Genomic DNA, 24,364 nt, shown 5'->3' on the forward strand with positions numbered 1-24,364 from the left:
GGGGCAAGAGCGTTTCCAACATCCCGCAGTTTGCGGATAACCGGGCCCACCCGGAGACCAAGCCGATGAGCGAACTCTTCTACAACGCCGCGCCGAACGCCACCCGCGTCGCGCCGCCGCTGCCCAAGCCACGCGAGTACCCGGCCAAGCCGACCCAGGTCTACCTGTTCGGTACCTGCGTGGTGGATCTGTTCTATCCCGAGGCTGGCCTGGACGCCATCCGTCTGCTCGAACGCGAAGGACTGACCGTACACTACCCGCAGGGCCAGACCTGTTGCGGCCAGCCGGCCTACACCACCGGCTACACCGACGAAGCACGCAAGGTCGCCCGCGCGCAGCTGGCGCTGTTCGCCAACGACTGGCCGGTGGTAGTGCCCTCCGGCTCCTGTGCCGGCATGCTGCGCCACCATTATCTGGAGCTGTTCAAGGACGAGCCGGAAACGCTGAAGAACGCACAGGCACTGGCCGAGCGCACCTTCGAGCTGGCCGAGTTCCTGCTCAACGTCTGCCAGGTCGAGTTCAAGGATGCCGGCACGCCGACCAAGGTCGCCCTGCACACCTCCTGCTCGGCCCGCCGCGAGATGAACACCCACCTGCACGGCCGCGCCCTGCTCGCCCAGCTGGGCCAGGTCGAGCGCGTCGAGCATGACCACGAGAGCGAATGCTGCGGCTTCGGCGGCACCTTCAGCGTGCGCATGCCCGACATCTCCGGCGCCATGGTGCTGGACAAGACCCGTGCACTGAAGGAGTCCGGCGCGCATCAGGTGGTCAGCGCCGACTGCGGCTGTCTGATGAACATCAACGGCTCGCTCGAGAAGCAGCGTGAAGCCCTGCGCGGCCAGCACCTGGCGAGCTTCCTCTGGCAACGCACCGGAGGTGCCCGATGAACGCCGAACAGCGTATTCCCGCGATCCAGATCGAGAACGCCGGTGACCCGGATTTCCGCGCCCGTGCCCGCAAGTCGCTAAAGGACGAGCAGCTGCGGCGCAACTTCCGCACCGCCATGGACTCGCTGATGACTAAGCGCGCCGCGGCGTTCAGCGATGCCGACGAACGCGAGCGGCTGCGCGAGATGGGCAACCATATCCGCGCCCGCGCACTGTCCAAGCTGCCCGAACTGCTCGAGCGGCTGGAAACCAACCTGACCCGCAACGGTGTGCACGTGCACTGGGCGGAGACGGTGGACGAGGCGAACAACATCGTCCTCGAGATCGCCCGTGCTCACGAGGCGCGACAAGTGATCAAGGGCAAATCGATGGTCAGCGAGGAGATGGAGATGAACCATTTCCTCGAAGGCCATGGCATCGAATGCCTGGAATCGGACATGGGCGAGTACATCGTCCAGCTCGACCACGAGAAGCCTTCCCATATCATCATGCCGGCCATCCACAAGAACGCCGGCCAGGTCGCGTCCTTGTTCCACGAGAAACTTGGCGTGGAATACACCAAGGACGTCGACCAACTCATTCAGATCGGCCGCCGCACCCTGCGCCAGAAGTTCTTCGAGGCCGATATCGGCGTCTCCGGCGTGAACTTCGCGGTAGCCGAAACCGGCACCCTGCTGCTGGTGGAGAACGAAGGCAACGGCCGCATGAGCACCACCGTGCCGCCGGTGCACATCGCCGTCACCGGCATCGAGAAGGTGGTGGAGAATCTGCGCGATGTGGTCCCGCTGCTCTCCTTGCTGACCCGCTCCGCGCTGGGCCAGCCCATCACTACCTACGTCAACATGATCTCCGGCCCGCGCAAGGCCCATGAGCTGGATGGCCCGCAGGAAGTGCACCTGATCCTGCTGGACAACGGCCGCAGCCAGGCCTTCGCCGACAGCGAGCTGCGCCAGACGCTCAACTGCATCCGTTGCGGCGCCTGCATGAACCACTGCCCGGTGTACACCCGCGTCGGCGGCCACACCTACGGCGAGGTCTATCCCGGGCCGATCGGCAAGATCATCACGCCGCACATGGTCGGCCTGGACAAGGTGCCGGACCACCCCAGCGCCTCGTCGCTGTGTGGCGCCTGCGGCGAAGTCTGCCCGGTGAAGATTCCGATTCCGTCCATCCTGCGGCGCCTGCGCGAGGAGAACGTCAAGGCGCCGGACGATCCGCACAAAGTCATGCGCGGCCAGGGCAGCAAATACTCGAAGCAGGAACGACTGATCTGGGCCGGCTGGCGCCTGCTCAACACCAGCCCGACGCTGTACCGCGTATTCGGCTTCTTCGCCACCCGCCTGCGCGGCCTGACGCCATCGAACATCGGCCCCTGGACGCAGAACCACAGCGCACCGAAACCCGCCGCCCGCTCGCTGCACGAGCTGGCCAAGGAACACCTGGAGGGCAAGCGATGAGCGCCAAGGCCAATATCCTCGCCAAGCTGAAGAAAAGCCTAGAAGGCACCACGCCGATCGTCGATGACTACGACGAGTCGCTGGTCACCCAGCCCTGGAGCTATGCGCCGGGGCAGCGCATCGCCCGCCTGCGCCAGCTGATGGAAGCGGTGCACACCGAAATCCACCTGACCACCGACGCCGGTTGGCCCGCCCTGCTGGAACAGCTGCTGCACGACCGCCAGCTACCGAGCCTGCTGATCGCCCCAACCACGCCGTACGGCCAGCGCTTCACCGCGCATTGCGCCGGCCGTGAAGGCCTGCCGGCGCTGAAGGCCTACGATCGCCCGGTCGAGGAGTGGAAGGAAGAGCTGTTCAACGACACCCCGGCGAGCCTCACCGGCACCCTCGGCGCCATCGCCTCCACCGGCAGCCTGATCATGTGGCCCACCCGCGAGGAGCCGCGCCTGATGAGCCTGGTGCCGCCGGTGCATTTCGCCATCCTCAAGGCCAGCGAAATTCACGACAACTTCTACGAAATCCAGCAGAAGTTCCAGTGGGCCGCCGGCATGCCGACCAATGCGCTGCTGGTTTCCGGCCCATCGAAGACCGCCGACATCGAGCAGGTGCTGGCCTATGGCGCCCACGGGCCGAAGGATCTGATCGTGCTGATCCTGGAGGACGCATGAACGCCGCCCTGCCCCTCGAACGCACTCCGCTGCCGGCGGCGTTCCTCGCCGAGGTCGAGCGGCTGATCCCCGCCGAGCGCCGCTTCGATGATCCGCTTTCCACCCTCGCCTTCGGCACAGACGCGAGCTTTTACCGGCTGATCCCCAAGCTGGTGGTGCGCGTCGAATCCGAAGCCGAAGTGGTCGCGCTGCTCAAACTGGCCCACGCGGAAAACGTCCCGGTGACTTTCCGCGCCGCCGGCACCAGCCTGTCCGGCCAGGCGATCAGCGACTCGGTGCTGATCGTGCTCGGCGACAACTGGAACGGCCGCGAGATTCGCAACGGCGGCGAGCAAATCCGCCTGCAGCCGGGCGTGATCGGTGCCAATGCCAACGCCGTGCTCGCACCCTTCCAGCGCAAGATCGGCCCCGACCCGGCCTCGATCAACGCGGCGAAGATCGGCGGCATCGTCGCCAACAACTCCAGCGGCATGTGCTGCGGCACGGCGCAGAACAGCTACAAGACCCTCGCCGGCCTGCGTGTGGTACTGGCCGACGGCACCGTGGTCGACAGCGAGGATGCCGCAAGCGTTGCCGCGTTCCGCCAGAGCCACGCGGCGCTGCTCGAGCAGCTGGCCGAGCTGGGTCGAGAGACCCGCGCCAATACCGAACTGGCCGCGAAGATCCGCCACAAGTACCGGCTGAAGAACACCACCGGCTTTTCGCTCAACGCGCTGGTCGACTACGACGAGCCGCTGGACATCCTCAACCACCTGATGGTCGGTTCCGAAGGCACCTTGGGCTTCATCAGCGCGGTGACCTACGACACCGTGCCGGACCATCCGCACAAGGCCAGCGCGCTGGTCGTGTTCCCCGACGTGGAAACCTGCTGCCTCGCCGTGCCGGTGCTCAAGCAGCAACCGGTGTCCGCGGTGGAGCTGCTCGACCGCCGCAGCCTGCGCTCGGTCGAGCACAAGGCCGGCATGCCCGAGTGGGTGAAGGAACTGTCGCCGACGGCCTGCGCGCTCCTGATCGAATCACGCGCCGCCAGTCAGTCGCTGCTGCACGAGCAGATCAACCTGATCATGACCTCCATCGCGCACTTCCCGGTGGAGAAGCAGGTCGATTTCAGCGAGGACCCGGTCGTTTACAACCAGCTGTGGAAGATCCGCAAGGACACCTTCCCGGCGGTCGGCGCCGTGCGCCAGACCGGCACCACGGTGATCATCGAGGACGTGACCTTCCCGGTCGAGCGCCTGGCCGAAGGCGTCAATCGGCTCATCGAGTTGCTCGACAAGCACCGCTACGACGAGGCGATCCTCTTCGGCCATGCCCTGGAAGGCAACCTGCACTTCGTCTTCACCCAGGGCTTCGATGATCCGGCGCAGGTCGCCCGTTACGAGGCCTTCATGGGCGAAGTGGCGCAGCTGGTTGCCGTCGAGTTCGGCGGCGCGCTCAAGGCCGAGCACGGCACCGGGCGCAACATGGCGCCCTTCGTCGAGCTGGAATGGGGCAGCGAGGCCTATGCGCTGATGTGGAAGATCAAGCGCCTGCTCGACCCCGCCGGCATCCTCAATCCGGACGTGGTGCTCTCCGAAGACCCGGACATCCACCTGAAGAATCTCAAGCCGCTGCCGGCCGCCGACGAGATCGTCGACAAGTGCATCGAATGCGGCTTCTGCGAGCCGGTCTGCCCATCCAACGGGCTGACCCTGACGCCACGCCAGCGCATCGTCATCTGGCGCGACATCCAGGCGCGCAAGCGCGCCGGTGTCGACACCACGGAAATCGAGCGGCTCTACCACTACCACGGCGTCGAGACCTGCGCCGCCACCGGCCTCTGCGCCCAGCGCTGCCCGGTGGGCATCAACACCGGCGACCTGGTGCGCAAGCTGCGCGGCCGTGAGGCGAACCGCACCGGCACCGCCAACTGGCTGGCCGATCATTTTTCCACGGCCGTGCAGGGCACCCGCTTCATGCTGCATGTGGCCAACGGCGCGCACCTGGTCATGGGCACCAAGAATCTGGCCAAGCTGTCGGCGACCATGACCAATGCCAGCAAAGGGCGCGTGCCGCAGTGGACGCCCGCAACACCGCAGCCCCTGCAACGCCTGCACCTGCCTAAGCCGCCTACGGGCGACGAGCGCCCGCGGGTGGTCTACCTCGCCGCCTGCGTATCCCGCGCCATGGGCCCGGCGGCGCGCGATCAGGAACAGGAGCCGCTGCTCGACAAGACCCGCAGTCTGCTGGAAAAGGCCGGCTACCAAGTGATCTTCCCCGATGAGTTGAACGACCTGTGCTGCGGCCAGCCGTTTGCCTCCAAGGGCTATGCCGAACAGGGCGAACGCAAGCGGCAGGAAATGCTCGACGCGCTGCTCAAGGCCAGCCGCGGCGGGCTCGACCCGATCTACTGCGATACCAGCCCCTGTACCCTGCGCCTGGTCCAGGGCCTGACCGATCAACGCCTCGACATGTACGACCCGGTGCGCTTCATCCGCACGCATCTGCTCGACAAGCTGGATTTCGTCCCGCAGGACAAGCCGATCGCCGTGCACGTCACATGCAGCACCCAGCATCTTGGGGAAGCACAGGCACTGATCGATATCGCCCGCCGCTGCGCAAACGAGGTGGTCATTCCGGAAGGCATCCACTGCTGCGGCTTCGCCGGCGACAAGGGCTTCACCACGCCGGAGCTGAACGAGCACGCACTGCGCAGCCTGAAGAACGCCGTGCAGATCTGCGAGGAAGGCATCTCCACCAGCCGCACCTGCGAGATCGGCCTGTCGCGGCATGGCGAGATCGACTATCACGGCCTGGTCTACCTGGTCGACCGCGTCACCCGGCGTAAGGCGGCCACGCCGGCCTGAATGGCGAAACGGCCCCGCGCGCAATGCCGGGGGCCGTTTCGTTTATGGCATTTCGATGAACGCTCATGCGCAATCGCAGTCGGAATTTCAGAGCCCCTGACGGGTTCGATTCGACTCGGCGCCGCCATTTCCGCAGTTTTCAGGCAGGCCCGGGAAGTCCACAAGACTGGAGGACCCACCATGAAAATTCATGCACTGCTCGCATCCGCCGTACTGCTCGCCAGTCCCGCCGTCTTCGCCGCTCAGGACCTGTGCCAGACCAATCTTCAGGAGATCGAAGACAACATGGCCACCCAGAGCACCACACTCGGCGAACCAGCCAAGAGCCAGGTCGAGGAACATGTCATGCAGGCCAAGCAGGCCCAGCAAGCTGGCGACACCGAGGGCTGCATCGCTCACTCCACCAAGGCCCTGCAGGAACTCAAAGGCCCCGGCAGCTCCGGCAGTGGCGGCTCCAGCGGCTCGGGTTCGGGCGCCGGCAACTGAGGTACCGCGGCGGGTCCGCCCTGGCGATCCCGCCGCGTCCAGCTGTACATTCTGTAACCATCATGATTAAAAAGTGATCGACACCGTGTAACGATCACCGTACACTCGTCGCCAGCACCACAAGCGACACCAGGGGCCGATTAGGATTCGACGCCGGTAACGAAACTTGAGGGGCATGCCGAGTTGGTAACAGAACTCGTAAATAAACTGTTGCAAACCTATAGTTGCCAACGACGACAACTACGAAGGGTACGCGCTAGCCGCCTAACCTTCATCTGGTCGCTTCGGCGCCAGCGGTCACTAGGGGATGCCTGTAAACCCGAAATGACCGTCAGACAGAACAGGATCGCCGCCAAGTTCGCTGTAGACGTAACGGCTAAAACTCATACAGCTCGCTCCAAGCACCCTGCCAATCGGGCGGCGCGGAGTTAACTCAGTAGATTTGGCTAAGCATGTAGAACCGATAGCGGAGAGCTGGCGGACGGGGGTTCAAATCCCCCCGGCTCCACCAATTGAAGCAAACATAAACCCCTGATTTTCCTAGCGAATTTCAGGGGTTTTGTGTTTTCAGGGGCTTCGACTGTCCCGAAAGTGTCACACCTGCCAACGGGCTAAGTTTTACCGCTTCCGCCAGATGCTCCGGTGCCAAATGCGCATAGCGCATGGTCATGGCCAAGCTGGAGTGCCCCAGGATTTTCTGTAGCGTCAGGATGTTCCCGCCCTTCTGCATGAAGTGGCTGGCGAACGTGTGTCGGAGAGCGTGACTAGCCTGCCCTTTCGGCAGCACGATGCCCGACCGGCTCAACGCTCGACGGAAGGACGTGATAGCCCCGGTGAACTGGCCGTGACGCCTCCAGTGATCACGAATGAACGCTTCCAGCTCTGCCGGGATCGGTACGGTTCGCACCTTGCTGGATTTGGTCTTGCTGTACGTGACAGCACCATTGCGCAGCCTGGACGGTGTGAGCCCTTCCGCTTCCGACCATCGAGCACCAGTCGCCAGACAGAGCAGCACGATAGGTTCGACATGCGGGTTGTCGCAGCCTTCACGAATGGCTGTCAGCAGCTCGGCTATCTGTTCCTGAGTCAGCCAGGACAGTTCCTGTTCTTCAATCCGGTAGGGCTTCATCAACTCCAGCGGGTTCGCATAGTCGATCTGGCCCAGGCCTCGCAGCTCATTGAACACCGCCCGGATATAACCCAACTCGTTGTTCAGCGTCTTGGGCGTGATGCCAGCTTCTGCCCGCAAGCGGCGTTCATGGGCATAGGTGGCCGGGTCGAGCTTTATCGCAATCGGGTCACGCAGACGCACACACAGAGCATCGAGCTTGGCTTTTCGGCGTTCGCCATCCTTGAGCATATGGCCGTGCAGATCGAACCACAGGCCAACCAACTCAGACAGTCGGCGACGATCCTTGGCCTTTGGATTCCAGGCAGCGTCAGCCGCTTTGTTGGCGATGATGTACTGCTCGTAGCGCTGGGCTTCCGCCTTGGTTGTGAACAGCTTGCGGAAACGCTGGCCACGGATAGGTTGAACATCTGCCAGCCATCGACCATCAGGGCGCTTCTTGACCGTCATACCGCCCTGCCCCACCTCACATGGCGTTCCTGCAGCAGATCCTTGATGTGCTTGTAGAGGTCGCGCTCGCTCATATCCTTGGCGGCGTAGTGATCGCGGATCACCGGCCAGCAATCCCATTGCTTCAAGGTCTCGAATGCTTTCTTAGCGCCCACTCGCTCCCGTGCCAGCAGGCTTACGAAGTTTCCCAGGAACAGCTCCACGTTCTTCCCCGAGAAGCCTCGAGAGGTCTTGTAGTAGCGCTTGTACTCGGTTTCATCGACCAGGGAATCGACCGGCAGATCGACCCGCGCATCGTCGCGCATCAGTGTCCAGATCGGATCGAAGTAACCGGGCCGGGCGAGCAACTTGAACTGGCTCAGGCCATAGCGCCACAGGCCGTCGAGGTGTGCCGAGAAGGCGGCAAAGGAGTCCGTATCGATGGCTTGGCCGGTCTTCACGTCTACCGAGCCGCTGGCGAACTGCTGGATGATCGAATGGTGATAACGCAGCTCGACGCGCCATACCTCCTGGGCCGGGTTGTAGTTCTCCGGGTCTTTTGCATCGAACGAATCCCGGCGACGCCAGACGCTTTCCCAGTAGTCGAGCTTGTCCGTTGCCCGGGCCTGTTCGGTCTTGTTGTAGATACAGAGCTGGACGCCGCCAGCGGAGCCGAACATGGACGTTTCCCCGCGACCGTAGACGCTGGACTTCGTCGCCCACTCCACCTGATTGATGCCTGAGATATCCCGATGTGTTCTGGCCCGGCAGTGCAGGCGTGCTACCAGATCCACCGGCGGTTTCCAGCCCTGGAGGTCCAACGCCAGATGGACCGCACACTGGTTGCGTTCGCGGTGAGTCATCACGGCTGCAGCGTAGTAGTCCATCCGCTCTTGCAAGCGCTCAGGCGACAACGCGTCGATGGCGTGCGGTGACACTTCGATTTTCAGGTGCGGCCCGATCTGCTCCAGCTTGGCGTTGAAGTTCTTGATCAGCAGCACGAAGCCGAGATCGGCGTTCTGCAGCTTGTACTGGTAGCCCGAGTCCCGGCCCACTCGCCCCGAGTGCCAGATCTCCCCGGCGAACTCGACCATCGCGCCCGGCTTCTCAAACAGCGCCATGATCTCGGGACGGATCAGCCCGCGGTAAAGCTGGCGGACCGTATCGACGCCGCAACGCAGCAAACGGACCTTGGACAGATCGACGATTGCCGCCGTGCCCGGATCGACGAACAGACGCCCGTTGCGATCCTCACGGGCAAGCATATCGAGACGAAGAAAATCTTTTGGTTTGGCCATTTCGTTCACTTCCTAATGCTGATTAATGCGGTTCTCAACCTTCGTTTATCTGACGTGTTACAGGGACGTCAGCGAGGGGGCGCGCGCACGCCGGCACAGGCCACGCGCCCGCTACGCTCCGCGTAGAGCTGTGCAGGCGTGCGCGCGCTTTTGGCTGGCCATGCCGTAACCACGTCGGAGAACACGTCGGTCGGATCGTCCGGGCAGGGTTGTTCCTGGATGAAGGCGGGCAGGTAGGGATGCTCGGGCGGCGGCGTACCGTCCAGGGCGATGCAGAGCGCAAGGCAGGCCAGGCCGAGAAGCAGGTGCGGCAGGCAGAGATAGGCGCGGCGCGACAGAGCGAAGAACACCAAGGGCGCCGCCCTTGTCATCCCGCTCTTGCCGCCGAGGGCTCGGGAGCGTGGGGTGGAAAAGCTACCCCACACTCCCCGCGATAGGCTGGTCATGATCGTGCAGGGTCAAGGGTGCGCTGCGCCCGTGCTTCCGTTCGACGGGACGGTGAAGCTGTCCCGACGAGCCGGGAGCGCGGCCCCTGACCTTTCAGCGTTAGGGAGGGCGACGCGGCCCAGTACGTTGCCGGAACCGTGCCGGTCGCGGTACCGCATCGCCCTGATGGTAAGAATGTCCACGAAGGGGATTTCGCTCGGCGTGCGCCCGTCGTCGACGAAGCTCACCGCCATGAAGTAGGGGTAATCCCAGACGCCTTCCTTCGCCAGCACCACGCCGACGATGTGCACGCAGCACCAGTAAGGCGGCTCGTCTTCGTCCATATGCAGCTCCAGCAGCACGGACTGGCCGATGTAAGCCTTGGCAGCTTCAGCATCCAGGGTGACGGGCTTACGCATGGCTGTAGTCTCCTTCCTTGAACTCCTTCTTGCCTTTCTTCAGGTCGGCCCGCAGCCGCGCGAGGTTGACCATGCGGAAGTCCGCGAGGCGCATCGTCGGGATGGTGCCGGTGGCGGCCCAGTCGGCGGCCTCTTCGACGGATACCCCGCTCATTTCGGCGAAGGTCTTGAGGCTGCACAGGTCGAGGCTGTCGTCTGCCTTACTCATAGCGTCCACTCCTGTTCGAGAAGCTGCTGATGCAGCAGGGCCACGTTGACCATCGTGCGCTTGCCGACCTTCTGCGACGGCAGGTAGCCGCGCTCCAACCAGGTGCGCACCACGATGGGTTCGTCGCCCATGCCGATCCATTCGGCAAACTTCGGCCACGGCATCAGGGGCGGGGCGCCGTGCAGCTTTTGCGGGTCAAAACCTTCCGTATCCATCCGCTTTACTCCACTATGCTCTGCTGTATCTCCCCAGCGGCAACTGGGAAACTATTAACCACCGAGGAATTATTTACCATCTACTGGCGATGGTCAATAATTTCCCAATGATGATCGTCTATCGAATGACAGCGGCTGATAGGGCTAGGCTTCTTCTCAAGAAGCTAGGGCCGAAAAAAACGAGCGAGCACGGCGGGGACTACGAGCGCTGGAGAAGCGTTAGTAAGGGAGTGGTGCGAGTAAGCACAGAGGAGATAGACGTATTGGTGAAGATCTTCCCCCAGTACGCTCTTTGGTTGGCAAGTGGGCAGATCGCCCCAGAAGTAGGCCAGACCAGCCCCGATTACGACGAAGCCAACCGAAACTTGAGCCAACCCAGCGCGGGATAGCAATCACACGGAAAGTAGCTAGGCGATGGTATGCCCGAGGACAGGGAACAAAGTAGAAGCAAAACGTTGGTTAACGGTCGGACTTAGCGTTTCTCCTGAGTGGAGCGAACGCATTGAGCACAACGCTAGCGGCTACGCTCAAGGTCGAGCGAGGTGATATGAAATCCTAGCTCAGAGCGTAGTATTTGTAGCTTATACGCACCTTTTTGTGGAAGGCGAGCAAACCCGGCTTCGGTAATACACACGTGATTTGGAAATGCATTATCGATGTCATGACCTTTAAGGCGGAAATCGCAACCTTTTCTGCTGTGCTCGTAGTGTTTAGAAAGATTGCTTATTAGTTGATCTTCACGGCCAAGCACTTGCGTCGCAATGTCGCCAACGCCATGCATTATCGACAGAGAAAAAAGCATAAAGAGTAAGATAGGCCCAAAAAGAACAACAAGTAGTTTCATTGGTGCTGAGGTGCCTGGGCGGAATGCCGTTCGCCCTGTTAGCAAAGCCCAGTAGAAGGCAGCAGCACAGAGGACTGTAGCTGCCATTGCAAGACTAAAACCCGTGTCGATCCACGCCGCTGATGGCACAAAATCTGTCCACAATCCATATACGCTAATCAGTGTTACTACTAGAGCGACATTAGTTATGATGACTCGGCTTTTCGAAACATCAGCAGAACCATAGAACGCTGCCTTCCATGACACAGAGCGGCTCCTTAAAGCTTAATTAAGGGGCAGGCCTTGACCCGCCCCAGAGGGGTTAAAGTTAAGCCGTTAATCGGTACGCTGCGGCGAGTAGTGCTGGCACAAGCACAGATTTCGCAATGGCAATATAGCCAAAAATTAGAGCAGAAAAGGGGACAGATTTATTTTCCCTCCCACTTAAGAATAAACAAACTGGATGGACATCCGTTGATGGAAGGGCTAGGCCCTTGGATCGTCATGTTCACAGTTGCAGTAAAGATCGAAGTCAACAGATAGACCAAGCGCCGCGATTCGAGAGATTAATTGACTATCCATATGGAACCCTGGGTTTTCATTCGTGTAGTAGCCAACGCCCTGAAGACCACACTTGTACTTGGAGACTGCGTCAAATACCTGTTCTCGCCGGCCTTCTAAGGCTTCAAGCAGCGTAACAAGATGGCGATCTTGGAACGCCTCAGTCCGCGGGAGTGAACTATGCAACTCCCAGTTGCTGAACTTCCTCGGGCGATTAGCCGGGCCTAGCTCGCCCTTCATCCATGTGAGCGTTGGTGTCAGCTTAAGCAAGTCAGTCACTTGCTCGGCCTTGCCCTCGAAATCGCGGACATAGAAGTAGGCATATGTGTCGAATGGCATACGAGAGAAGCCTAACGTTTGGTTAAGGGGACGCTTTAGCTCATCCCCGATGAGCTGAAGATCATTGCACAGTCAGAGCCCCAAAAGTGTCACAGACACAGCAAGGTACAGCAGATCAATGCGTCAGAGATAAGATGGCGACAGGCCGAACTACCTAGGGAAGCAGGCTACAGCGGCACAATGCAGAGTCCTCGACATGGGTTCAAATCCCCCCGGCTCCACCAAACACGAAGCCCCGAGACTCGAAAGAGTCTCGGGGCTTTTTCTTTGCCGTGTCGAAAGCTGAGCGAAGACGCTCAGGCCGCTATTGTCGACGGTTTCAACCGCGATCTAGCCGCAGGCAGCATGCTTGGCCGCAAGATGTGCCAGCTCTGGCCCTACTCCAATCAGTCCTACCGTCGTATCCCAGCTCACCGCAACCCCGACTGTTTCTAGCTAGCAATTCACCCATATATCGCCGGCTCCCGGTAATGCCGCGCACACGCCTCGCCGTTCGCGCGGAACAGGTGGCACTTGTCGGCCTTGAGGCCGGCAGCGAAGGTATCGCCTTCGGTGACACGCAGGTTGCCGTCGACGCAGAGGGTGATCACATCCTGCAGGCGTTCAAGGGTGAGGTAGAGCAGGTTGTACTGGCCCAGACGCTCGGCCACGGTGATCTGGCCATGGAAGGTGAAGTCGGCTTCGTCCGGCATGACGAAGTGTTCGGGGCGGATGCCGAGGGTGAGCAGGTCGCCAGCGCTGACGGCGCTGCCATCCACCGGCAGGGTCAGTGGATAACCGCTGGGCAGTTCCACGGTGACGGCTTCCGGGCTGGCGGAGACGGCGCGCACCTCGACGAAGTTCATCTGCGGCGAGCCGAGGAAGCCGGCGACGAAACGGTTCTGCGGGTAGTGATACAGGTGCAGCGGCTGGCCGACCTGAGCAATTTCGCCGGCGTTCAGCACGACGATCTTGTCGGCCAGGGTCATGGCTTCGACCTGATCGTGAGTCACATAGATCATGGTGGAGCGGATGCGCTGGTGCAGACGGGCGATCTCGATGCGCATCTGCACGCGAAGGAAGGCGTCGAGGTTCGACAGCGGTTCGTCGAAGAGGAAGACCTTGGGCTCGCGGACCATGGTGCGGCCGATGGCGACGCGCTGGCGCTGGCCGCCGGAGAGGTCCTTGGGCTTGCGTTCGAGCAGCTTGTCCAGTTGCAGGATCGCCGCGGCCGCGTCGACACGGCGCTTGATCTCCTGTTTGTCGACGTGGGCGAGCTTGAGGCCGAAGGCCATGTTCTCGGCCACCGTCATGTGCGGGTAGAGCGCGTAGGACTGGAACACCATGCCCACCGAACGGTCCTTGGGCGGCAGGTCGTTGACGCGCTGGTTGCCGATGAACAGGTCACCGGAGGTGATGTCCTCCAGCCCGGCGATCAATCGCAGCAGAGTGGATTTGCCGCAACCGGATGGACCGACGAAGACGACGAACTCACCGTCCTCGATATCCAGGTCGATATGCCGGGTGATCGGCGTACCGTCGTAACTCTTGCAGATGTCGCGCAGCGTGACACTGGCCATCGTTGTTGTTCTCCGTAGATGTCGCCATGCACTTCGTTCGTTCGCAGCGGCGGGCCGCCCCGCCGCTGCCGGCTCCCTACCGCGCTAGCCGCACGTAGCCGAAGCCATGGGCCGGCAGCCGCGCCCAATGGTCATCGTACTCGGCGAAACTCGCCGGCACGTCCATCAGCGGCACCGCTTGCGCCGGCAGCTCGTAGCTGCGTGGCAGGGCGCCGAGGTTGAACAGGCACAACCAGGCTTCTTCGCCCAGCCGGCGCTCGAACACCAGCAAGGCGTCGTCATGGTAGACCATGCGGATATCGCCCTCGATCAGCAGACGCTGCTCGCGCCGCCAGCCGAGGAAGCGCCGGTAGCAGTTGAGCATCGAATGCGGGTCGGCATCCTGCGCGGCCACAGATAGCGAGCGGTGCGAATCATCCACCGGCAACCACGGCTGGCTGCCGGTGAAGCCGGCGTGATGCGCCTCGCTCTCCCAGGGCATCGGCGTGCGGCAACCGTCGCGGCCCTTGAATTCCGGCCAGAAGGTGATGCCGTACGGATCGACCAGATCCTCGTAGCGCAGTTCCGCTTCCGGCAGGCCCAGCTCCTCGCCCTGATAGAGGCAGACGCTGCCGCGCAGGGACAGCAGCAGTGCCATCAGCAGCCGGCCGCGTTCTGGGTCGGGCCGACCATTGAGGGCCCAGCGGGTCATCACCCGCACGACGTCGTGGTTGCCCATGGACCAGCAGGACCAGCCATCGGCCAGTTCGCGCTCGATGCCTTCCACCGTGCGACGGATATAGGCCGGGCTGCACTGCTCGGTCAGCAGGTCGAACGAATAGGCCATGTGCAGCGTGTCGCCGCCGCTGGTGTAGGCGGCCATGGTGCGCAGCGATTCGTCGCAGCCGATCTCGGCCACCGAGGAGGCACCGGGATAGCGCTGCAGCAAGGCACGCAGACGGCGGAGGAATTCCAGATTTTCCGGCCGCGTCTTGTCGTAGATATGCCGCTGGTAGGCGTAGGGGTTGTCCACCCGTACGCCGATGCTGCCTTCGCGGACCTCCGTGTTCGGCGGGTTGTCGCGCAGTTCGAGGTCGTGGAAGTAGAAGTTGGCGGCGTCCAGGCGGAAGCCGTCCACGCCGAGCTTGAGCCAGAACTCCATGTCATCGAGCAACTGATCCTGCACGGCCGGGCAGTGGAAGTTCAGGTCCGGTTGGCTGGCGAGGAAATTGTGCAGGTAGTACTGCCGGCGCCGGCTGTCCCAGCTCCAGGCCGGGCCGCCGAATACCGACAGCCAGTTGTTCGGCACGCTGCCGTCCGGCTTGGGGTCGGCCCAGACGTACCAGTCGGCCTTGTCGTTGTCGCGGCTGGAGCGGCTCTCCACGAACCAGGGGTGCTGGTCCGAAGAATGATTGAGCACCTGGTCGATCAGCACGCGCATGCCGCGTTCGTGGCAGGCCTCGACCAGGCGGACGAAGTCATCCAGCGTGCCGAACAGCGGGTCGACGCCGCGGTAGTCAGCCACGTCGTAGCCGAAATCCTTCATCGGCGAGGTGAAGAAGGGTGACAGCCAGATGGCGTCGACGTTGAGGCTGGCGATGTAGTCCAGCTTGTGCAGCACGCCGGGCAGGTCGCCCACGCCGTCGCCGTTGCTGTCGAAGAAGCTGCGCGGGTAGACCTGATAGATCACCCCGCCGCGCCACCAGTTCTGAAGTTGCTCGGACATACCACGTACCTTGAGTGAGCGTGAAGACGGGGTCACTCTAGGTGCGGCAAGCGGTCGCAACATCCTCCGGCGGCGGGCTCCTGCAGGCGTAAGGGCCGGGCGTAGACCGCCTGCTGGCCGAGGGCGTAGACGGCAACAGCGAGCCGGTCAGCGCACCCGCGCCGGGTTGCCGACCACGGTGGCGCGGGCCGGCACGTCGCGGGTGACCACACTGCCGGCGCCGATCACCGCATCGTCGCCCACCGTCACACCCGGGAGGATGATCGCCCCGCCACCGACCCAGACGTTGCGACCGATATGGATCGGCCGGCCGAACTCCACGCCCGAACGACGCGCCTCGGGGTCACGCGGATGGTCGGCGGTGTAGAGCTGCACCGCCGGGCCGATCTGCGCACCGGCGCCGATGTGCACCTCGACCACATCGAGAATCACACAGTTGAAATTGAGAAAGGCGCCTTCGCCCAGGTGGATGTTGTAGCCGTAGTCGCAGTGGAACGGCGGACGGATCACCGCGCCGGCACCGACCGAGGCCAGCCGCTCGGCCAGCAGCGCCCGGCGCTCGTCCGGCGAGGCCGCCAGCGCTGCGTTGTAGCGCACCATCCAGGCCTTGGCCGCGGCCTGGTCGGCGAGGATTTCCGGGTCGCCGGGGCGGTACAGCTCGCCGGCCAGCATCTTCTGCTTTTCGCTCATCGTCATCGTGGCGCCTCCATCGCGGGAAGCCTCGAAGGTGCCACAGACGGGCGCCGCCCTCCTCCTCCCCGGGCGTCCACTCGCGGGGAGGACGACCGGCGGTCAGCCAAACCTGCTAGTCGCCCTGAATCTTGCTCAGCAAGTCGCGCGCCAGCTGCACCGCTTCGCTGCGGTGGGTGATGTTGAGCTTTTGGTAGAGGCTGCGGATGTGCGTCTTGATGGTGGTCGGCGCGACGTTGAGGTGATCGGCGATCTGCTCGTTGGACTGCCCGGCGTGGATCAGGCTCAGCACCTGCCATTCGCGCCGGGTCAGCGGCGAACGGCGGATCAGCTCGGGCACGTCGGGGCGGTTGATGATGTCCTGGATCACCGCCTCGTCCAGGGTGATGCGAATGGCGCGGCTGAAATCGCGCTGCTGCTGCGCCAGCTGGATCAAGCGCGCGGCGCGCTGGGCCTCGGCCTCATCGAGGCTGCGCTCGTGCAGCAGGCACTTGAGCATGCCGATGATCGGCTTGCCGACGCGCAGGAAGCTGCCGATGGCGCCACTGCCGCTGGCCAGGGTCATGGCCCGCTGCAGGTGATCCAGCGCCTGCTGGCGCTCCTCGCGCAACCAGTGCAGCTGCGCCAGGAGGATGTGGTTGCGGTTGCGATCCATCTCCAGGCCGTGACGCTCGGCGTCGGTCAGCAGCTGGCGCAGGATCGGTAGCGCGCGCTCCAGCTGCCCCAGCGCCAGGTGGGCACGGGCATGGTTGCGCGCATTGAGCTGGGCGAAGTGGTTGGCGCCGCCGCTCACCGGCGGGGCACTTAGCAGCCACTGGCGGATCGCCTCGCGATCCTGGCTGGAGTCCCAGTAGGCAAGCATGATCGCGTGGGCATTGGCCAGCCAGTCGATGTGGTAGCGATCGTCGGCGAGCATCGTCTGCAGCTGGGCGATGTAGTCGGCACAGGCATGCTGCTGGCCGCGGGCGTAGGCGACGCCGGCCAGCAGCGCGTAACTCTGCAGGCGCCAGCGTGGGTCGTCCAGTTCGTCGAGTATCTGGATACCCTGCAGCGCGCACTGCTCGGCAGCGTCCAGCTGGTGCCATTCCAGCAGCACCTGGCCGCGCACCCGGTAGATGAACTCGACGATGGGCGTGGCCTGCAGGTTCTGCTGCTCGATGTACTGGATGGCGCGCTCCTGCAGGGTATAGGCCTTCTGCAGATGGCCCTGGGCGATGGCGATTTCCGACAGCTGGCCGAGGCTCCAGACCACCAGGTGCGAGGCATTGATCTCCCGCGCGCGGCGCTCGGCTTCCTCGTACTGTTTCTGCGCCTGCGGCAGTTCGCCCTGAACGAAATGCGCCTCGGCCAGGCCCGACATCGCCGCCACCCGTGAGGTGCGCATGATCAGCGGCTCGCGGGTCAGCGCCTCCTGGGCCAGGGCGACGGCGCGCTGCTCGTCGCCCTGGTTCATCGCGACCTGGGCGCGGACGGCATTGAATTCGCAGACGATGCGCGCCCAGTCCTGCTCGGAGCAGCTGCGCTGCAGCGCCAGCTCGCCGGCCTTGAACCAGCGCTCGACATGATCGAATTGATAGGAGTTCTGCGACACCCACGCCTGCAGCAGGGTGAGCAGTGGCGAGCCGGCGATCACCGCTTCCGGCAGGGTTTCCAGGCACTGTTGCAGCAACCCGAGACGACCCTGGCGATAGAACGCCCGGCCGTGGCGCTGCAGGATCTCGTCGACCTGCTGCGGGTCGCCGGCCTGTACGGCATGGCGCGCAGCTTCCTCGGGCATGTTCTCGGCCAGCAGCGCGGAGGCTGCACGCAGGTGCAGCTGGTTGACCCGCTGCGGCTGGTGGGTGCGCAGCTCGCCCTGCAGGAACACGGCGAACAGCGGGTGATAGCTGTACCAGCGGCGCAGGCTGTCCAGCGGCTGGATGAACAGGCCGCCACGCTCGAGCCGTTCGAGCATCTCGCGGCCGTGACAGGCTTCGGTCAGACGATCAGCCAGGGCGGCGTCGAAGCGGTCGAGCAGGCAGGTCGCCTCGAGAAAACCGCGCAGGTCCTCGGGCAGCCCCTCGATCACCTGTTCGCGCATGTAGTCGCGGATGTCCGGGTGGCCGAGCTGCAGGTTCTCCAGGAACAGGTCCATGCCGCGGCTGGTCTGCACCTCCTGCAGGGCCAACTGCAGCGCGCAGGGCCAGCCACCGATGCGGCGGTTGAGACGCTCGACCTGCTCGCGGTTGATGCTTGCCGGCACACCCAGTTCCAGCAGCGCCTGTACCTCGTCATCCTCGAAGGCCAGCTGGCGCGCGTCGAGCAGCAGCAGCTGATGCTTGACCCGCAGCTCGGCGACACCCAGTTCGGGCAGGCGCCGGCTACACACCAGCAGGGTCATCCAGCTCGGCATATGGCGCAGGAAGAAGCGCAGCCCGGCGATCAACTCGGCGTCGTGCAGCACCTCGAACTCGTCGAGCACGATCAGGATGGCCTCGTGCTCGCCCGGCAGTTCGGCCAGTAGCTGAGTGAACAACGCATCCAGCGACACCCGGCCCTGCTCGGCCAGCGCCACTGCCAGCGGACAGCCGGCGTCCAGCTGGCGGTCCAGCGCCTGGGTCAGGTAGCGACCGAACTGCAGCCCCAGGTTGTCGTTGGCATGCAGCTGGAACCAGGCGATACGCCCATCGAAGGCCCGCGCCCACTGCGCCGCCAAGGTGGTTTTGCCGAAACCGCTGGCGGCATGCAGCACCGCCAGGCGCACCTGCGGCAGGCGCTGCTGCCACTCGTCCAGGCGCGGCCGTTCGAGCAGGCCCGGCGGCAGCATGGGAATCGCCAGCTTGGTGGGGATCAATGGCAGCAGTGGTGGCATCGCGGCATTCATGGGCGGTTCCCTGTTCTTGTTCTGCTCTTCTTATGGGGCCTGGCGCACCGGTTCGCATGGCATCCGCTCCCCGGTCTCGCGCCTCGTTTCAACTCACACGTCAGCCCTTCACCCCGCCGGCGGTCAGGCCACCGACGATCCACTTCTGGCAGTAGAGGAACACGGCGGTGATGGGCAGCCCGGAGAGTACCGCGGCGGCGGCGAAGTCGCCCCACAGGTAGTTCTGCGGATAGAGGTACTGCTGCGCGCCGACTGAGAGGGTGAGCTTGTCCACGTCCATCAGCAGCACCGAGGCGATGGGGTATTCGGTGACGCTGGTGATGAAGGCGAGGATGAACACCACCGCCAGGATCGGCACGCTCATCGGCAGCAGAATATGGAAGAACGCCTGCCAGGTGGTCGCCCCATCGACGATGGCAGCCTCCTCCAGCGAGGCGTCGATGCTCTCGAAGTAGCCCTTGATGGTCCAGATGTGCAGCGCCATGCCGCCCAGCGAGGCAACGATCACCGCGCCGTGGCTGTTCACCCCGAGCCAGCTGACGTGCTGGCCGAGCTGGTCGAACAGGGCGTAGATCGCCACCAGCGAGAGCACCGGCGGGAACATCTGGAAGATCAGCATGCCTTTGAGGATCGGCGCCTTGCCGCCGAAGCGCATGCGCGCGAAGGCGTAGGCGCTGGTGGTCGACAGGAGCAGGATCAGCGCCGAACTGACCAGGGCGATCTTCACCGAGTTCCACAGCCACAGCAGCACCGGGAACGGCGGGTTCGTCACGCTGCCGTCCTCGTGGGTGTAGGGAATGCCGAGGGCCAGCGACCAGTGCTCCAGCGTCGGGTTCTCGGGAAACAGGCTGCCGGTGGCGAAGTTGCCCTCGCGAAAGGAGATCGACACCACCATCAGCAGCGGGAAGAGGATTGCCGCGACGAAGGCCAGCAGCGCCGCGTGGGTCGCCCAGAGCCGGTAACGCGCGGATTTCGGTTGCACCATGGCCATGACCGTCTCCTTATACCTTCACTTTCGAGAGTTTGAGATTCAGCAGCGCCATGGCACCGACGAGGATGAAGATCATCGTGGCGATGGCCGCGGCCAGGGCGAAGTCCTGCCCGGAATCCTGGAAGGCGATGCGGTAGGTGTAGCTGACCAGCAGGTCCGTGGTGCCGGCCGGTGTGGTCGCGCCGATGATGTCCGGTCCGCCACGGGTCAGCAGGGTGATCAGCACGAAGTTGTTGAAGTTGAAGGCGAAGCAGGCGATCAACAGCGGCATCAGCGGCTTGATCAGCTGCGGCAGGGTAATGCGCAACAGGTTGTCCAGCGGACTGGCGCCATCGATGGCCGAGGCCTCGTACTGATCCCGCGGGATGGCCTGCAGCAAGCCCATGCACAGCAACAGCATGTAGGGGTAGCCGAGCCAGGTGTTGACGATCAGGATCATCGTGCGTGCCAGGGTCGGGTCGCTGAACCAGTCCGGTCGGATGCCGAACAGCCCTTCCAGCAGCAGGTTGATCTCGCCGAAGTTCTGGTTGAACAGGCCGCGGAACACCAGGATGGAAATGAACCCCGGCACCGCGTACGGCAGGATCAGCATCAGCCGGTAGAAGGCCTTGCCGCGCACCAGTTCCCATTGCAGCAGGCTGGCCAGCACCAGCCCCACGGCGAGGGTGAAGACCACGGTGAGCCCGGCGAAGGCGAAGGTCCAGGCGAAGATCTGCACGAAGGGTTCACGGATGCTCGGCTCACTCAGCACCCGGGTGAAGTTGGCGAAGCCGGCGAACACGGTGAAGCCCGGCGGCACCGCTTTGCCCGTCTCGTCGACATAGAAGCCGCGCTCCATGTCGGCGGTCAGACGAGTACCGCTGCGGGTATCGACCAGCACGCCGGGGCCATCCTGCCGGTAGACCGGTTCCACCGCGGCGACCTCACGCAGGCCGTACAAGCGCAGCAGGCTGCCGTCCGGCCCCTGCATGACCCATTGTTCCAGCGCCTTGCGCCGCTGAATCACCTCGCGCAACGGCAGCGCCTCGCCCAGCCCTTCGACGCTTTCAGCCGGCTGCAGCACCAGCGGCGCTTCCGCGTCCGGCTCGCCGGTCAGCGGCGGGCTGACGAACACGCCCTGTTCGCCCTTGTCGATGCGCAGGCGCTCGCCATCAGGGCTTGGATGCAGGCTGAAGCGGAAGCGCTCGCCGGCCAGGTAGGTCTGGCTCAGGTGATAGCGCTCGACCTGGGTCTGGCTGAGCAGGTGGCTGCCGCTGTAGTTGGTGAAACCGATGCCCACCGTGTAGAGCAGCGGAAAGATCACGAACACCAGCATGCCCGCCACCGACGGGAAGATGTAGCGCTGCGCGTACATGCGCCGGTTGATGAACAAGTAGCTGGCGATCGCGGTGATCACCAGCCCGAGCAGGGCGAAGGCCATCTGCTTCTGGACGTAGAGGGCGACCACCAGGTACAGCGCGAAGGCGTTGAAGGCGAGCCACGCCAGCCAGCGCGCGCCAGTGGTCAGGGAGCGGGGCAGGCCCCGGGAGGTCGTACGGGTCATGGCTGGGCTGGGCAACTCGGCACGGGCATTCACGGGAGCGAAACCTTTGAGAACGGAGCATAGTCCGCCGGCGCGCCCGAGGCGGCGGCCGGCGACGGGGTCAACGGACGATGCGCTTGGCGGCGGCGTCCAGGGCGGCATCGACGTTCTGCCGGCCGGATGAGATGTTGGTCAGCGCGGCTTCCATCGCCGACCAGAACGCGCCCATCTCTGGCACGTTGGGCATCGGCTCGCCCATCTGCGCGTTCTCGAAGGTCGCCTTGATGTGCGGGTTGGCGGACAGCTCTTCCATGTAGGCGGTGTTGGCCACCGCACCCAGCGGCACGTCGGCGTTCACCGTCTTCAGGCCGTCGACCTCGAGCAGGTAGTTCTCGAGGAATTCCACGGCCAGGTCCTTGTTCGGGCTGGCCGCGTTGAGCAGCGCGGCGGCGACACCGACGAAGGGCTTGCTCGGCTCGCCATCGACCGCTGGGATCGGTGCCACGCCGAAGTCGATACCGCTTTTCTCGATGTTCGACCAGGCCCAGGGGCCGCTGATCATCATCGCGGAATCACCTTTGTTGAAGGCTGCCTCGGCCACGCTGTAGTCGGCACCCTTGGGCATCACGCCCTTGTCGATCAAGTCGCGCAGCACCTGTGCACCGGCCTTGGCGCCGGCGTTGTTCACCCCGGTGGATTTGACGTCGTAGCCGCCGTCGGTCTGCTCGAACACATAGCCGCCCTTGGCCGACAGCAGCGGCCAGGTGAAGTAGGTGTTGTTGTAGTCCCAGAGGATGGCGCGCTTGCCCTGGGCGGCGAGCTTCTCGTTGAGCGCGAGAACGTCGTCGAAGGTCTTGGGCGGAGTATCGACCAGCGCCTTGTTGTAGATCAGGCCGATGGTTTCCACCGAGATCGGGTAGCCCCACAGCTTGTTGTCGTAGGTCACCGCCTGCCAGGAGAAGTCGGCGATACCGGACTTGGTTTCGGCGCTGGGGGTGACGGGGGTGAGCAGGCCGCTCTTGGCCCATTCGCCGATGCGGTCATGGGCCCAGATGAAGATGTCCGGGCCGTTGCCGGTGGCCGCCGCCTGCTGGAACTTGTCGGTGGCGCTGTCCGGGTGAGCCACCTCGACCGGGATGCCGGTCTCGGCGGTGAACCGCTTGCCGACCTCGGCCAGGCCCTTGTAACCCTTGTCGCCGTTGATCCAGACGACCAGCTTGCCTTCCTCGATCGCTGCCAGCGCCGGCAGCGGCAGGCTGAAGGTGGCCGCCAGGCCAATGGTGGCGAGACACCAGAATTTCGTGTTCATGCTTCGCGTTCCTCGTGGCTTCTTATTAGTTGTTCCACCTGCTGCCGGCCTGAGGCTCTGACAGTCGTTCCATCCTCGGCATGTCCTGCGCCAAGTGCATCCTCCTCCTCTAGGGGGCGAAGGGCGTAGAAGCGGGGCGTAGATCGCCGCTGGCGACATCGCAAAATACGCTGCCAAGCCTAGCGCTTACGCCTGTTGCGGGCCGCCGATGCGCAGTCAAATGCAGCGAAATCATCACGGAGCCGCCTCGATGCCTGCCAATCTCTCGTTCGACCTGCTGCTAGCCCGCATGGAGCCGGATACTCGCCGCACCAGCCACGCACCAGGCACAGACAGCTGCCACCGCAACGAAGTGCCGCAAGCCGGTGAGCGCGGCGAGGCACGCCGCCGATGAGCGCTGCCTCGCTGAGCGCTTGGGCGCGGCGCCAGACCCAGCTCACCTTTCTCGCCAGCGGCACCGAATTTCGTCTGGGCCGTGCCGAGGATTGCCCGCTGCCACCGGCCGCGCTGGCCGCCGTCAGCGGCGATGAGCCCTGGGTGCGCGCCTGCCTCGATGATGGGCTAACGGCTCGCGTCTACCGCCTCCGGCTGGCTGGCCGCGACTGGGCGCTCAAGGTTGCCCGCCGCCCCTGTCGGGTGCAGAACCCCGACGGCCAGACGAGCTTTCTCAACGAACTGCAGCGCCGCCGCGACTTCGTCCGCTTGATGCGCACGCCGGAACAGGCCGAGCGTCTGGCCGGCATCGTGCCGACGCAATACGCCTCGCTGCAGCAGGGCATCATCCTCTCGCCGTGGGTCGAAGGCCGACGCATCGAGCGCTGGGACGAGCGTCAGCTCACCGAGCTGTTCGACCTGCTGATCGCCCTGCTGCTCGCCGGCCTGTTCGAGTGGGACCTGGCCGCCGGCAACACGCTGGACGACGGTCGCATCCGCCTGTTCGATTTCGGCTACCTCTACCCCTTCGACCCACTGCGCCAGTACAACAGCGACGGCCTGGCCTCGCCGGGCTTCCACGTCGCCGAACGCTTCGAGACGCGGCAGCTGTTCGCCTGCCTGCTGCGGCTGGAACGCGAGAGCGAGGCGCAGGCACTGGCCGATTTCGAGCTGGAGAAACGCATCGCGCTGGATGCCTACCAGCGCCTGCAGCAAGAACTCGCCACCCGCGGCGCCAGCCAAGGGGTGCTGGACTGGCTGGACGACATCATGCGTCGCTGGCGCGCGGCGCTGACCGGCAATCTGGGCGCGCTGTACCTGCAGGAGGCCTGGCGCTCGCACTGGCTGGACGTGAAGGACGACCTCAGCGGGCAGAGCTGCACGCCGCTGACCCTGCAGCGTCTGGCCTGGCTCAGAGACAAAGCCACCACCCAGCATACCGAGCTGCTCGCCGGCGGTGCGCTGGCCAACGAACGACGACCCGACCGCGAGGCGCTGCTCGACGACCTGCGCCAGGCCGAAGCGCAGGCGATTCGCTGGCAGCTGCGCGATACGCGGAGCGCCGAAGGGGTGTGAGCGGTGCGCAGATTGCGCCCCGGCG

General features: G+C 64.0%; 22 protein-coding genes and 1 other RNA gene. 8 read left to right on the forward strand and 15 right to left on the reverse strand.

Features of this window, described 5'->3' with window-relative positions:
• The first annotated feature begins 65 nt into the window (after window positions 1–65).
• From HU825_RS01750 to ssrA, 6 genes are all read left to right on the forward strand, one after another.
• Window positions 66–887: a (Fe-S)-binding protein gene (locus HU825_RS01750; protein ID WP_234302779.1), complete on the forward strand. Its 822-nt coding sequence runs from the start codon at window positions 66–68 to the stop codon at window positions 885–887.
• Window positions 884–2,344 (forward strand): LutB/LldF family L-lactate oxidation iron-sulfur protein, encoded by a 1,461-nt coding sequence (locus HU825_RS01755; RefSeq protein WP_043298176.1) that lies wholly within the window; start codon window positions 884–886, stop codon window positions 2,342–2,344. Before HU825_RS01750 ends, HU825_RS01755 begins: the two co-directional genes overlap by 4 nt.
• Window positions 2,341–3,012: a LutC/YkgG family protein gene (locus HU825_RS01760; RefSeq protein ID WP_077681987.1), complete on the forward strand. Its 672-nt coding sequence runs from the start codon at window positions 2,341–2,343 to the stop codon at window positions 3,010–3,012. Before HU825_RS01755 ends, HU825_RS01760 begins: the two co-directional genes overlap by 4 nt.
• Window positions 3,009–5,858 (forward strand): FAD-binding and (Fe-S)-binding domain-containing protein, encoded by a 2,850-nt coding sequence (locus tag HU825_RS01765; protein WP_234302780.1) that lies wholly within the window; start codon window positions 3,009–3,011, stop codon window positions 5,856–5,858. Before HU825_RS01760 ends, HU825_RS01765 begins: the two co-directional genes overlap by 4 nt.
• Before the next feature lie 180 nt (window positions 5,859–6,038).
• Entirely contained in the window at window positions 6,039–6,344 is a 306-nt protein-coding gene (locus HU825_RS01770; protein WP_008568977.1) for a hypothetical protein, read from the forward strand.
• Window positions 6,345–6,476: 132 nt separating this feature from the next.
• Window positions 6,477–6,855, forward strand: a transfer-messenger RNA (tmRNA) gene (gene ssrA, locus HU825_RS01775).
• 39 nt (window positions 6,856–6,894) lie between these two features.
• Here the strand turns inward: ssrA and HU825_RS01780 are convergent.
• The 15 genes from HU825_RS01780 to malE form a co-directional block, all read right to left on the reverse strand.
• On the reverse strand, window positions 6,895–7,923 hold the full coding sequence (locus tag HU825_RS01780) for a phage integrase (protein WP_234302781.1): 1,029 nt from the start codon (window positions 7,921–7,923) through the stop codon (window positions 6,895–6,897).
• Window positions 7,920–9,200, reverse strand: coding sequence for a hypothetical protein (locus tag HU825_RS01785; RefSeq protein WP_234302782.1), 1,281 nt, complete (start codon window positions 9,198–9,200; stop codon window positions 7,920–7,922). Before HU825_RS01785 ends, HU825_RS01780 begins: the two co-directional genes overlap by 4 nt.
• A 68-nt stretch (window positions 9,201–9,268) precedes the next feature.
• Window positions 9,269–9,550: a hypothetical protein gene (locus tag HU825_RS01790; protein ID WP_234303360.1), complete on the reverse strand. Its 282-nt coding sequence runs from the start codon at window positions 9,548–9,550 to the stop codon at window positions 9,269–9,271.
• Between the two features lie 108 nt (window positions 9,551–9,658).
• Window positions 9,659–10,045 carry a hypothetical protein gene (locus HU825_RS01795; RefSeq protein ID WP_207619015.1) on the reverse strand — a complete coding sequence of 129 codons (387 nt, stop codon included), beginning with the start codon at window positions 10,043–10,045 and terminating at the stop codon, window positions 9,659–9,661.
• The gene (locus HU825_RS01800; protein WP_045666264.1) at window positions 10,038–10,253 is read right to left on the reverse strand and encodes a hypothetical protein; all 216 of its coding nucleotides are present in this window, start codon (window positions 10,251–10,253) and stop codon (window positions 10,038–10,040) included. Before HU825_RS01800 ends, HU825_RS01795 begins: the two co-directional genes overlap by 8 nt.
• Window positions 10,250–10,468, reverse strand: coding sequence for a hypothetical protein (locus tag HU825_RS01805; protein ID WP_014852368.1), 219 nt, complete (start codon window positions 10,466–10,468; stop codon window positions 10,250–10,252). The genes HU825_RS01800 and HU825_RS01805 overlap by 4 nt, the downstream gene beginning before the upstream one ends.
• Window positions 10,469–10,982: 514 nt before the next feature.
• Window positions 10,983–11,558: a hypothetical protein gene (locus HU825_RS01815; protein ID WP_234302783.1), complete on the reverse strand. Its 576-nt coding sequence runs from the start codon at window positions 11,556–11,558 to the stop codon at window positions 10,983–10,985.
• A gap of 219 nt (window positions 11,559–11,777) precedes the next feature.
• A complete protein-coding gene (locus tag HU825_RS18815; protein ID WP_431978438.1) occupies window positions 11,778–12,191 on the reverse strand; it encodes a DUF4279 domain-containing protein in 414 nt (137 codons plus the stop codon).
• Between the two features lie 443 nt (window positions 12,192–12,634).
• Window positions 12,635–13,750 carry a maltose/maltodextrin ABC transporter ATP-binding protein MalK gene (gene malK / locus HU825_RS01820; RefSeq protein WP_234302784.1) on the reverse strand — a complete coding sequence of 372 codons (1,116 nt, stop codon included), beginning with the start codon at window positions 13,748–13,750 and terminating at the stop codon, window positions 12,635–12,637.
• 76 nt (window positions 13,751–13,826) lie between these two features.
• Window positions 13,827–15,455 (reverse strand): alpha-glucosidase, encoded by a 1,629-nt coding sequence (locus tag HU825_RS01825; RefSeq protein ID WP_234302785.1) that lies wholly within the window; start codon window positions 15,453–15,455, stop codon window positions 13,827–13,829.
• 147 nt (window positions 15,456–15,602) lie between these two features.
• Entirely contained in the window at window positions 15,603–16,151 is a 549-nt protein-coding gene (locus HU825_RS01830; RefSeq protein ID WP_234302786.1) for a sugar O-acetyltransferase, read from the reverse strand.
• Window positions 16,152–16,260: 109 nt separating this feature from the next.
• Entirely contained in the window at window positions 16,261–19,008 is a 2,748-nt protein-coding gene (gene malT, locus HU825_RS01835) for an HTH-type transcriptional regulator MalT (RefSeq protein ID WP_234302787.1), read from the reverse strand.
• Window positions 19,009–19,108: 100 nt separating this feature from the next.
• Window positions 19,109–19,999 carry a maltose ABC transporter permease MalG gene (gene malG / locus HU825_RS01840; protein ID WP_003283570.1) on the reverse strand — a complete coding sequence of 297 codons (891 nt, stop codon included), beginning with the start codon at window positions 19,997–19,999 and terminating at the stop codon, window positions 19,109–19,111.
• 10 nt (window positions 20,000–20,009) lie between these two features.
• Complete coding sequence (malF, locus tag HU825_RS01845; protein WP_234302788.1) at window positions 20,010–21,575, reverse strand: maltose ABC transporter permease MalF; 1,566 nt, start codon at window positions 21,573–21,575, stop codon at window positions 20,010–20,012.
• 67 nt (window positions 21,576–21,642) lie between these two features.
• Complete coding sequence (malE, locus tag HU825_RS01850) at window positions 21,643–22,830, reverse strand: maltose/maltodextrin ABC transporter substrate-binding protein MalE (RefSeq protein ID WP_102827758.1); 1,188 nt, start codon at window positions 22,828–22,830, stop codon at window positions 21,643–21,645.
• Between the two features lie 250 nt (window positions 22,831–23,080).
• Between malE and HU825_RS01855 the strand changes: the two genes are divergently transcribed.
• Both HU825_RS01855 and HU825_RS01860 read left to right on the forward strand, forming a co-directional pair.
• On the forward strand, window positions 23,081–23,224 hold the full coding sequence (locus tag HU825_RS01855; RefSeq protein WP_156113682.1) for a hypothetical protein: 144 nt from the start codon (window positions 23,081–23,083) through the stop codon (window positions 23,222–23,224).
• On the forward strand, window positions 23,221–24,339 hold the full coding sequence (locus tag HU825_RS01860) for a hypothetical protein (RefSeq protein WP_234302789.1): 1,119 nt from the start codon (window positions 23,221–23,223) through the stop codon (window positions 24,337–24,339). Before HU825_RS01855 ends, HU825_RS01860 begins: the two co-directional genes overlap by 4 nt.
• Window positions 24,340–24,364 lie beyond the last annotated feature (25 nt).

The sequence above is a fragment of the Pseudomonas phenolilytica genome (genome assembly GCF_021432765.1).
Lineage (GTDB): Bacteria > Pseudomonadota > Gammaproteobacteria > Pseudomonadales > Pseudomonadaceae > Stutzerimonas > Stutzerimonas phenolilytica.